This is a genomic window from Teredinibacter franksiae, assembly GCF_014218805.1.
GTDB classification, from domain to species: Bacteria; Pseudomonadota; Gammaproteobacteria; order Pseudomonadales; family Cellvibrionaceae; genus Teredinibacter; species Teredinibacter franksiae.
The window spans coordinates 1-10840 of record NZ_JACJUV010000006.1 but is presented as its reverse complement, the minus strand read 5'-3'; the positions used below and the strand labels follow the sequence as shown (position 1 = coordinate 10840).

General features: G+C 48.3%; 10 protein-coding genes and 2 pseudogenes. 10 read left to right on the top strand and 2 right to left on the bottom strand.

Annotated features, from left to right (window positions below):
• The 5 genes and pseudogenes from H5336_RS19795 to H5336_RS19780 all read left to right on the top strand — a co-directional run.
• Positions 1-186: chorismate synthase (locus tag H5336_RS19795; protein WP_185236204.1), on the top strand; the 186-nt coding region annotated here is incomplete at its 5' end.
• 18 nt (positions 187-204) lie between these two features.
• On the top strand, positions 205-507 hold the full coding sequence (locus tag H5336_RS23135; RefSeq protein WP_246439424.1) for an MFS transporter: 303 nt from the start codon (positions 205-207) through the stop codon (positions 505-507).
• Between the two features lie 110 nt (positions 508-617).
• A complete protein-coding gene (locus H5336_RS23935) occupies positions 618-692 on the top strand; it encodes a hypothetical protein (protein ID WP_376766559.1) in 75 nt (24 codons plus the stop codon).
• Positions 693-741: 49 nt separating this feature from the next.
• A pseudogene (locus tag H5336_RS23930) lies at positions 742-1693 on the top strand (MFS transporter).
• Positions 1694-2007: 314 nt separating this feature from the next.
• Positions 2008-2949 carry a hypothetical protein gene (locus tag H5336_RS19780; RefSeq protein WP_185236203.1) on the top strand — a complete coding sequence of 314 codons (942 nt, stop codon included), beginning with the start codon at positions 2008-2010 and terminating at the stop codon, positions 2947-2949.
• A gap of 102 nt (positions 2950-3051) precedes the next feature.
• Here H5336_RS19780 and H5336_RS19775 read toward each other — a convergent pair whose 3' ends face one another.
• On the bottom strand, positions 3052-3843 hold the full coding sequence (locus H5336_RS19775; protein WP_185236202.1) for a TIGR04219 family outer membrane beta-barrel protein: 792 nt from the start codon (positions 3841-3843) through the stop codon (positions 3052-3054).
• Positions 3844-4024: 181 nt separating this feature from the next.
• Positions 4025-4897 carry a LysR family transcriptional regulator gene (locus tag H5336_RS19770; RefSeq protein WP_185236201.1) on the bottom strand — a complete coding sequence of 291 codons (873 nt, stop codon included), beginning with the start codon at positions 4895-4897 and terminating at the stop codon, positions 4025-4027.
• A gap of 149 nt (positions 4898-5046) precedes the next feature.
• On the opposite strand from H5336_RS19770, the gene leuC reads away from it, so the two are divergent.
• The 5 genes and pseudogenes from leuC to H5336_RS19745 form a co-directional block, all read left to right on the top strand.
• Positions 5047-6480 (top strand): 3-isopropylmalate dehydratase large subunit, encoded by a 1434-nt coding sequence (gene leuC, locus H5336_RS19765; protein ID WP_185236200.1) that lies wholly within the window; start codon positions 5047-5049, stop codon positions 6478-6480.
• Complete coding sequence (gene leuD / locus H5336_RS19760) at positions 6477-7121, top strand: 3-isopropylmalate dehydratase small subunit (protein ID WP_185236199.1); 645 nt, start codon at positions 6477-6479, stop codon at positions 7119-7121. The genes leuC and leuD overlap by 4 nt, the downstream gene beginning before the upstream one ends.
• 27 nt (positions 7122-7148) lie before the next feature.
• Positions 7149-8228, top strand: a complete 1080-nt coding sequence (leuB, locus tag H5336_RS19755) for a 3-isopropylmalate dehydrogenase (protein ID WP_185236198.1) — start codon at positions 7149-7151, stop codon at positions 8226-8228.
• 31 nt (positions 8229-8259) lie between these two features.
• Positions 8260-9365: pseudogene (gene asd / locus H5336_RS19750) on the top strand (aspartate-semialdehyde dehydrogenase).
• 362 nt (positions 9366-9727) lie between these two features.
• Positions 9728-10840: type IV pilus assembly protein FimV (locus H5336_RS19745; protein WP_185236197.1), on the top strand; the 1113-nt coding region annotated here is incomplete at its 3' end.

Below are 10840 nucleotides of genomic sequence, written 5' to 3'. Positions count from 1 at the left end.
GATAAAAATGGCGAGCCGGTTGAGGTTGTAACGACTGGACGTCACGACCCCTGCGTTGGCATTCGAGCAACACCCATCGCCGAAGCCATGATGGCTATAGTGGTTCTCGACCATGCGCTGCGGCAGCGTGGACAAAACGGTGAAGGTGGGAATGCCTGCTTCACAATCCCTTCTTGCGCTGATTAAGGCCGCTGTCTGGACGTTATGCCCTACTGGCGCCTGTCGGCGGTATACTTTTGCTATTTCGCCGTTGTGGGCGCTTTGTCCCCATACTGGGGTCTGTACTTAGCTGATCTCGGTTACAGGCCAATTGATATTGGTTTGATTTCGGCAATACCCATGCTAACGAAGCTGGCAGCCCCCAATATATGGGGTGTATTAGCGGACTCCAGTGGCCGGCGTTTATTGATTATTCAATTAGGCGCGCTGGGGGCTTGCGTGTTTTTTTGCCGGTCTGTTTTTAAGACAGGATTTCTATTGGCTGATTACGGTAACCATCGTTTATAGCTTTTTCTGGAATGCCATCCTTGCCAGTTTGAGGTGGTTACGCTGTCTTACTTGGAGGATGACCCGCACCGGTATAGTCGTGTGTTCGCGTTTGGGGGTCCGTCGGCTTTATCGTCACAGTTCTTGTTTTGGGTTATTTGCTTGAGATCATCTCTATACGTCACCTTCCTGGGGTCTGTACTTAGCTGATCTCGGTTACAGGCAATTGATATTGGTTTGATTTCGGCAATACCCATGCTAACGAAGCTGGCAGCCCCCAATATATGGGGTGTATTAGCGGACTCCAGTGGCCGGCGTTTATGATTATTCAATTAGGCGCGCTGGGGGCTTGCGTGTTTTTTGCCGGTCTGTTTTTAAGACAGGATTTCTATTGGCTGATTACGGTAACCATCGTTTATAGCTTTTTCTGGAATGCCATCCTTGCCCAGTTTGAGGTGGTTACGCTGTCTTACTTGGAGGATGACCCGCACCGGTATAGTCGTGTTCGCGTTTGGGGGTCCGTCGGCTTTATCGTCACAGTTCTTGTTTTGGGTTATTTGCTTGAGATCATCTCTATACGTCACCTTCCTGTTTTTATTTTTTTTTTTTGTTCGGTATTTTGTTGTCTGCAATCAGCCTACCTTCCGATAAAACTCGAGTAAAAGTGCGTGGGGCAGGGGCATTTGTTAAAGTTTTGTGCTCTCCGGGCGTATTGCTGTTTTTTATCGTTATGGCATTACTGCAGGTTAGTCACGGCGTTTATTACACTTTTTACAGTATTTACCTTGAAGGCTTTGGCTATACACGCAGCCTTATCGGTGCGCTTTGGGCATTAGGAGTGGTTGCAGAAATACTTATTTTTATAAAAATGCCTGCTTTATTTGCGCGGTTTACCCTGCATCGCCTGTTGCAGTTTACGCTATTGTTAACGGCCGCTAGGTGGTGGGTAATTGGTTGGTTTCCTGAGTCGGCTATTTTAATGACAGGGATTCAATTACTTCATGCTTTTTCCTTTGGTGTGGCTCACGCCATTGCAATTGAGTTTGTCAGAATTAAATTTGCGGGCAAGGGGCAGAGCCAAGGGCAAGCGTTTTACAGCGCTATTTGTTTTGGCGGTGGCAATGCCATTGGCGCTTATGTGTGTGGCTTTTTATGGCAGGGGAACCCCTTTGGGCGTTTGGGTTTTCGATTGCCTCAGTATTATTAGCCTCGTTGCTGCTGGCTATTTTTATTGCGCCCTCAAGTTTGCGCGATGCACCATCTTGAGAAACGGTTCATTTGTGCCTTGAGGGTACCTCGATTGGTTATATATGCTTACTTCCTATGTCATACCAAAATAGGTTAAATTGGAATGGCCGGGGGAAATCAAGTGCTTATTTTCCAGAATATGAGGCTGCGCACTTGTGCCTATGTGTCAAAGCTCTAAAATGAGGAGCCGTACTACAAACAATCCAATAGGTAATAATAGGGTGCAGGCTAGATTTGCTATGAAAATTAAAAAATACGTTGCTGGGTTTTGTTTTGTTGAGTATTGCTGTACTGTCGCATGCGCAGAGCTCCTCTGTTTGCCCTGCAGTTAATTGTGATTGTGGAAGCCTACAGAATCAGGCTTGGCAAGAATTGTGTATTACCCACGAAACCAAAATCAAAAAGAAGTGTGCTGCCAACAGTAACACGCCTATTGATTTTTGTTCAGTCCATGGCCCGTCTGCGAAGCCTTTGCCCTTTACGTTGAAATACACCGATATTCAAATGTTGCCGCAGGAGTCGATCAAGGCCTCTGACCAGCTAATAATGGAAAGCTACAGTCAAATTGATGCTGATCTAAAGCATATAAAAAGCAGAGTAGATAACCTTTATTTCAAGGAGTCCATCGCTTTAATTAAGGCCCTTGAAGGTAAAATTGAGGGTCTCTTTAGTTCACAGAGGCAAGTTACCGCGAGTTGGGCTGCAAACGATAGTGACGGCAAAGCCGTTGGTGCTTGGAGGCGGTACGCTGAAAAAACTGAAAAGCTTGCAGAAGCGGAGTATGCATTTGGAAAGGCACTGTGGGAACAGTATCAAAAAGCCGATTCGAATTTAAAGAAAGCCTATCGGGTAGTTGGTTTCAAAGTGCTGCGAATGGCTGGTGAGTCCTATGAGATGGCGGGGTTAAGCTATAGTGGCGGTGAGAAAAACAAGAGTGCTGCCGAGGCGTGGATAAGTGGTGCTGAGGTGGCGAAGTCAATTTTGGAGGCAAAGAAAGAGTCGGATGCAAATGCTAGCCATGTAGATTTTTATCAGTATCAAGCAGCTTCGCGCTTGCATCGTGCGGGTTACCACTGGGCGCTCGCCAATAAAGAAAAAGATGCGCTTGAGGCGCTAACGGCTGCACAGGAAATTGCTCCAGAAGCAGAGCTTGAAGCGCTGATCGCCAGCGAAACAGCCAAAACTGAGGGCGACTTGTTCCAGTTATTGCAGTAAATAGTGTCTGTTTTAGTATGAAGTGCACAAGGGTAAAAAAGGCCGAATGGCCCTTTTTGGTGTGTACAAGGTACTTTGAAAGTAGATGAACGTTACTTTGTACTAGAAGTGCAGGGCTAGGTTCAAGTACGGCCCATCGAAAGTTAGGTCGGCGTTACTGTCTTCAAAGTCCGAAAGTTCCAGTTTCAATTGCTTGTAGCCCAGCTCTGCACCTACGTCCAGAACACTTTCAAAGAGCCAGCCAACTTTTACATCGATATCGCTAATGGTGCTATTGTCATAGCTGATGTAATTTATGTGACCTGCAACATAGGCGCCGGTTAATGGTAGATCTATCCGTGCCATACCGTAAAGTAAGGGTAGGGCGCCGGTTAACTCAACAGTTTCTTCTATGGGGTCTAGCCCTTCTTGCTCTGCGAACGCATAGGCTGTGCCGTCTAGTACCTTTGCCGTTAAGCCGACGTCCAAGCTCACCCAGTTATCGAGAATTTCGTAGTAAAGCGTAATGTCAGTTTGAGTGAAGTCGATGACCGTCGTGGTGTCTGTATCGGCAGGAAAGGTGATTTCGTCCCAGGTGAATTCTCGCTCAACTACCGCCTGTCCGTTGCTCTTTAAGGAGGAGTGATGCAGCTTTATGTTGGGAATAAGCGGGATGGGATGCTCGAGTGCTATATAGAAAAATACGCTGTCATCGGCGCTCATGCCTAGTTCGTTGGTTGTGATTGGTTCGTCGTCTATTCCCAGCGAGCCATCAATGTTGGTTGTCCAGGTGCCGACGCCACCGTAAATACCTAAAATTGTGTCGGCACTTGCGATATTAGCGGAGAGGACTGCGCCAGCCGCAACACCAGCGATGCAGAGTGTTTTACCTAATGGATGAAGGGAGATCTTCATAGTTTTTTACCTTGTTTCGTTATCAATATGACTATAAATAGGACTATAAATAGGACTATAAATAGGACTATAAATAGGACTATAAATAGGACTATAAGTAGCACAACCTTCCTAATGTATAGCAAATAATGCTAATGGAAAGTGTGAAAAGATGAAAGGTTGAGCGGTTTGTCCGCCGTGTTCATAGAACACTATTACGGATTACATCAAAGAAGGCCGCTGCTGCATTGCCTAGCGTGCGTTTGCCATGGGTAACAACACCGAGGTTACGCTGCAGGCCGATATCGGCGACGGGTATCTCGCTTATGTGATTATCAACCATTGATTTTGGTAGTACGCTCCAGCCCAGCCCAACAGACACCATCATTTTTATGGTCTCAAGGTAGTTGGTAGTCATATTTAACTGCAACTTGATACCTTCCCTGTCGAACCTTTCTTTTACTAGTCTGCCAGTAAAGGTGTTTAGGTCGGGTAATATTGCCGGGTAATTACCTAGTTCATGAAGTGTTATGTGTGCCTGTTGGGCTAATACATGCTTGGGGGCGCCAACAAAGACCAAAGGGTCTGCCCAGATAACCTCTCCGCGTAACGGCGGCACCAATTTGGGCGCCAGGGTCACAACGGCCAGCTCGCATTCCCCGCGGGCTATTCGTTCGTGTGCCTGCTCTGAATCTAAAAACTCAAACTGCAGGTTGACGTGAGGGTGGGCGGATGTAAACGCGTGCAGTACCGGTGGTAAATGATGCAGGCCAATATGATGACTGGTGGCGACTTTAAGTGTGCCGGATATTTCACCGCTAAGCTCTCGAATACGGCGCTCGGTTTCACGCATGTCACGCAAAATCTGTTCTGCGAGTGGGAGCAGGTTTTCACCGGCTTCTGTCAGCGTGACGTCTCGCCCTAAGCGGTTGAAAAGCGCGTGCCGTAAACTTTCTTCTAACGCTGCTATTCTTTTACTTACGGCAGGTTGAGTTATGTGTAATTCCTCTCCGGCTTCGGAAAAAGATCGGTGCTTAGTTACTGCAAGAAAGGCTTTAAGAGACTCTGTATCCATTGTCGTGTGCTTTTGGGTGAGTGTAGCGACATCAAAACCTTACTCTATTCCTTCAGGGAATCCAAAAGATAAAAATAATGAATTGGAGTTATTGGTCTGAAGCGCTTAAGATTCCGCCTTTCTAAGATATTTCCTAATTGAGGTTCGCCATGAAGGCTAGAACGCTTTACGACAAACTCTGGAATGACCACGTTGTCACCCAGCGAGATGATGGTTCGTCGCTCATCTATATAGATCGCCATATTGTGCACGAAGTGACATCGCCGCAGGCGTTCGAGGGGCTGCGATTAGCGGGCCGAAAGCCGTGGCGGGTCGACAGCGTGCTGGCTACTCCCGACCACAATGTACCCACCACCGCGGCTGAGCGAGCTTCTGGTGTAGAGGGTATTGCCGATCCCGTGTCTAAAATCCAGGTGAAGACACTTGATGATAATTGTGACGAACTGGGGATTGTGGAATTCAAGATTAATGACCACCGCCAGGGTATCGTCCACGTTGTGGGGCCAGAAACGGGTGCATGCCTTCCTGGTATGACCATTGTCTGCGGTGATTCTCATACTTCAACCAACGGCGCGTTGGGTGCGTTAGCGTTTGGTATCGGTACCAGTGAGGTTGAGCATGTGATGGCTACTCAGTGCTTGGTTGCCAAAAAAATGAAAAACATGCTGGTGCGTGTCGATGGTGTATTGGGTAAGGGGGTAACGTCAAAAGATGTTGTCCTCGCGATTATTGCCGAGATTGGCACTGCTGGAGGTAATGGCTACGCTATTGAATTCGGTGGGGATGTGTTTCGTGCTATGACCATGGAAGGGCGCCTAACGGTATGCAATATGGCCATTGAGGCCGGTGCCCGTGCCGGTATGGTCGCGGTAGACGACACTACCATTGATTATGTTAAGGGGCGTTTGTTTGCGCCTACGGCAGCTCAATGGGAGCAGGCGGTCACCCATTGGAAAGACTTGCATTCTGATGAGGGAGCCGAGTTTGATCGCACGGTGGTGTTGGATGGTGGAGCGATTAAACCGCAGGTGAGCTGGGGTACATCACCTGAAATGGTGTTGCCAATCGACGGTTTTATACCAGACCCAGAGCAGGAACCTGATGCCGTAAAAGCCGCGGGCATAACGCGTGCTCTTGACTATATGGGCTTGTTGGCAGGTCAGGCTATTGAATCGATTAAGCTTGACCGTGTGTTCATCGGGTCTTGCACCAATTCACGTATAGAAGATATTCGTGCTGCTGCTGAAGTGGTAAAGGGACGTACTAAGGCGGCGTCTGTTAAAGAGGCCATCGTTGTTCCGGGTTCGGGTAGTGTGAAAGCTCAAGCCGAATCCGAGGGACTTCACGAGGTTTTTCAGGCGGCGAACATTGAATGGCGAGAGCCTGGGTGTTCTATGTGCTTGGCGATGAATGCCGACCGACTAGGTGATGGGGAGCATTGCGCTTCAACGTCAAATCGCAACTTTGAAGGTCGGCAGGGTTATGGTGGGCGTACGCATTTGGTAAGCCCTGCGATGGCCGCTGCAGCCGCAATAGCGGGTCATTTTGTTGACGTACGTAGTTTTCAGGAGGGCGCAGAATGAAAAGTTTCACTAAGCTGACGGGGATTGTTGCGCCTATGGATCGGGCCAATGTTGATACCGATTTAATTATTCCGAAGCAATTTCTAAAATCCATCAAGAGATCAGGGTTCGGCCCTAACCTTTTTGATGAATTACGCTATCTTGATGAAGGTGAGCCTGGGAAAGACAATAGCTTGCGACCGCTCAACCCATCGTTCCCGCTGAATTCTCCACGGTACAGTGGCGCCAGTGTTCTTCTTGCGCGCGAAAACTTTGGCTGTGGCTCCAGTCGCGAACATGCACCCTGGGCGCTTGATGAGTATGGGTTTCGCGCTGTTATAGCGCCGAGTTTTGCTGATATTTTTTATAATAACTGCTTCAAAAATGCGCTGTTGCCGATTGTGCTAGCAGAGAACGACGTGGACACGCTGTTTAAGCAGATGTACGACCAGGAAGGATTCGAACTCACAATCGATCTTGAACAACAAAAAGTTGTTTCGAATACGGCAGAATACGCCTTTGAAGTTGATGAGTTTCGTAAGCACTGCCTGTTAAATGGTTTTGATGATATTAGCCTTACCCTCCAGGAAGCGGACAATATAACGGCCTACGAAGGTAAGCGTCGCACCGAAAAACCCTGGTTGTTCGGTGCAATTAATTAACATGTTTTTTATTGAGAGGGAAACACCTTGAGTAAAAAAATTGTACTGTTACCAGGTGATGGTATTGGCCCCGAAATTGTTGCCGAAGCGGTGAAGGTGCTTGAAGCGGTTGATACCAAATTCAAGTTGGGGCTTAAATATGAGAGGGATTTGATTGGTGGGTGCGCTATAGATGAGCACGGCGTTCCTCTGGCGAACTCAACTCTGGAAAAATGCCAAGCCGCCGATGCTGTGTTGATGGGTGCCGTTGGCGGCCCTAAATGGGATGCGCTGGATTCGAATATCCGACCAGAAAAAGGCCTGCTAAAAATTCGCTATGAAATGGGCTTGTTTGCCAATTTGCGACCTGCAATTTTATACCCGCAGTTGGCCGATGCCTCGTCCTTAAAGCCTGAGCTGGTAGCCGGTTTGGATATATTAATAGTGCGCGAACTCACCGGCGGGATATATTTTGGCGAACCCCGTGGTATTCGAATTTTGGATAACGGTGAGCGCCAGGGTTATAACACCTACGTTTATTCAGAGCATGAAGTTGAACGCATTGGTCGCACCGCGTTTGAGATGGCCATGAAGCGCGATAAACGTGTTTGCTCCGTTGATAAAGCCAATGTACTAGAGGCAACGGTGCTATGGAGGGAGGTGATCCAATCGCTTTCTCGCGAATACCCAGAAGTTGAACTGTCGCATATGTATGTTGATAACGCTGCCATGCAGTTGGTGCGAGCGCCTAAACAATTCGATGTGATTGTAACGGGTAATATGTTTGGCGATATTCTGTCGGATACGGCGGCAATGCTTACAGGTTCAATCGGCATGCTTCCATCGGCATCGTTGAATAAAGATCGAAGCGGGCTCTACGAACCCGTTCATGGTTCTGCGCCGGATATTGCCGGGCAGGGAATTGCAAACCCGTTGGCCACAATATTGTCAGCGGCAATGCTTTTACGCTACTCGTTAGATCGCTCGGATGCAGCCGATGCGATAGAAGCAGCTGTGGGTAAAGTACTCGATGACGGCTTGCGTTCGGCGGATATTTATTCGGACGGCATGACAAAGGTGTCTACCGATGAAATGGGTGATGCGGTTGTTGCGGCATTAGCGCACTAAATTAATTTAAACCTTAGCAAGAGTAATAATCATGAGAGTTGGATTTGTAGGATGGAGAGGCATGGTGGGCTCCGTCTTGATGGGGCGGATGCTGGAAGAAAATGATTTTGTAGGCCTAGAGCCGGTTTTCTTTACTACCTCCAATGTTGGCGGAACCGCGCCAAATGTTGGTGTAGAGGCGCCTGTGCTAAAAGACGCTTTTGATATTGATGAGCTTACAAAAATGGAAGCTATCATTTCATGTCAGGGTGGCGATTACACCGGCGCCGTATTCAATAAGCTGCGTGAAAGCGGGTGGCAGGGTTACTGGATTGATGCCGCTTCGTCGTTACGGATGGACGATAGTGCATTGATTGTATTGGATCCCGTGAATGACGACGTTATTCGAGACGGCTTGGCCAAAGGCGTTAAAAACTATATCGGTGGTAACTGTACCGTTAGTTTGATGCTTATGGGGCTGGGTGGATTATTTCGCGAAGGTCTAGTGGAGTGGACTTCAGCGATGACCTATCAGGCGGCTAGTGGGGCCGGCGCACAGAACATGCGTGAGCTGATTACGCAGATGGGAGAAATACGCGATTGTGTTGCCAGCGATCTTGCAGACCCGGCTTCAGCTATTCTAGATATTGACCGGAAGGTGGTTTCTGCGATGCGCGAGGAACTCAGTATTGACCGTTTCGGTGCGCCATTAGCCGGTAGCTTACTACCGTACATTGATAAGCAGTTGGATAGTCGGCAGAGCAAGGAAGAGTGGAAAGCGGAAGTAGAGACGAACAAGATTCTTGGCCGATCGGCTAATCCCATCCCAATTGATGGTATTTGCGTGCGTGTTGGTGCGATGCGCTGCCACAGTCAGGCGCTCACTATTAAGCTGACAAAAGATGTACCGCTCGGTGATGTTGAGAGCATAATGGCTAACGCTAATGACTGGGTTAAGGTTATTCCTAATGACCGCGATATCACACTGCAGGAGCTAACCCCTACTAAAGTTACGGGCACGCTCGCTATACCCGTAGGCAGGCTGCGAAAAATGTCGATGGGGCCAGAGTACCTTTCAGCATTTACAGTGGGCGACCAGTTGCTTTGGGGGCGGCAGAACCGCTTCGCAGGATGCTAAAAATACTACGCGAGCAATAATTCGCGTAGAATCGAAGCCGCGAGAAATGGGCTCGAGCGAATTGCTCGGGCCTTTTTGTTGGTGGGGAGCAACAAGCTGATGGTTAAAAAATAGTACAGCAGAACAAAAATCGGTTAAAAAGTAGGCGTTAATTTGGCGCCGAACCCTATTTTCGTCATCAAATTGTGCCCTATTAGGGGCTTTTCAATAGCCTAGAAGTTGAAAAAAACCTATTTATAATGAATACTTACGACCAATACTGAAAGATTATTCGAGGTTTTCGGGCCGAGGGTAAGACCGAGGGTACTGCAGTCCAGAATTGGGTGCTATTTCGCAAGAAGTAATGCGCGCCATTCTGGTTTAATATTACAAGGATTCTCTTATGGGTCGTCGAATACTGGCTTTGCTCCTGACCACGATTGCGATTGTTGTATCGCCGTCGGTTTTTGCGTTGGGGCTTGGTGAAATAACCCTTAAATCCTCATTGAATCAGCCACTGAACGCCGAAATTCAGTTGCTGCAAGCTAGGGATCTCACAGTCAGTGAAATTCTTGTAGGCTTGGCTTCTCCTGAAGATTTTGAGCGTGTTGGCGTAGACCGCCCATACTTTCTAACCAATTTGAAGTTTAAAGTGGAATTGAATGGCCCCAACGGCCCGGTTATTCTCGTTACTTCTCAAAAGCAGGTTCGTGAACCCTTCGTTAACTTTGTTCTTCAGGCGCAATGGCCCAGCGGTCGTCTTCTTCGAGAATATACGTTGTTAATGGACCTGCCTGTTTTTTCCGATCAACAGGCCGCTCCGGTAACCGGTGCGCAATCCCAGCAAGTGCAACAGCAGAATACTATTGCACTAGGGGCTTCACCTGCCGCCGATACAAGAAAGCCATCAAATTACAATCCTCGTTCAAACTTTGATGAGGCTCCTAGTCGTCCTAGCGTTACTCAACAAAGCACCGCTTCGAGCTATCAGGGCAGTGCGTCAGCGGAGTCCTACGCAGACGATTCATATGGGCCGGTTAAGGCCAATGATACGTTGTGGGAAATTGCCTCTCGCGTTAGACCTGATCGAGCCGTATCAATTCAGCAGACCATGCTGGCTATCCAACGCTTAAATCCAGAAGCATTTATTAACAACAACATCAATTTGTTGCGAAAAGGCCAAATTCTTCGGGTGCCAGACCGCGAACAAATTGTTGAATACTCCAAACGGCAGGCGGTGAGCGAAGTCGCTGTGCAGAATTCGCAGTGGACCGGAGGCTCTGAGTCGAACTTGGGCGTGGCTGGCGCTCAACTTGAAGGCAGTAAGTCGATATCGTCCTACGAAGAAAGTTCAGAGGAAGTGGGTGGGCGTGTGAGCTTGTCCTCCCCTGAAGATGTAACCGGTACTTCCGGGGGGCGGGGCGCTGGCGCCGGTAGCAGTAGTCTCGACGCATTAGAAAATGAACTGGCAATAACTTTAGAGCACCTGGACAAAAGTTCTCGAGACAATACTGAG

What these genes read in the sequence shown, in the direction of transcription:
- H5336_RS23135 (WP_246439424.1), top strand. Translation starts at nt 205, where the DNA reads ATGCCCTACTGGCGCCTGTCGGCGGTATACTTTTGCTATTTCGCCGTT.
- H5336_RS19775 (WP_185236202.1), bottom strand. Translation starts at nt 3,843, where the DNA reads ATGAAGATCTCCCTTCATCCATTAGGTAAAACACTCTGCATCGCTGGT.
- H5336_RS19770 (WP_185236201.1), bottom strand. Translation starts at nt 4,897, where the DNA reads ATGGATACAGAGTCTCTTAAAGCCTTTCTTGCAGTAACTAAGCACCGA.
- leuC (WP_185236200.1), top strand. Translation starts at nt 5,047, where the DNA reads ATGAAGGCTAGAACGCTTTACGACAAACTCTGGAATGACCACGTTGTC.
- leuD (WP_185236199.1), top strand. Translation starts at nt 6,477, where the DNA reads ATGAAAAGTTTCACTAAGCTGACGGGGATTGTTGCGCCTATGGATCGG.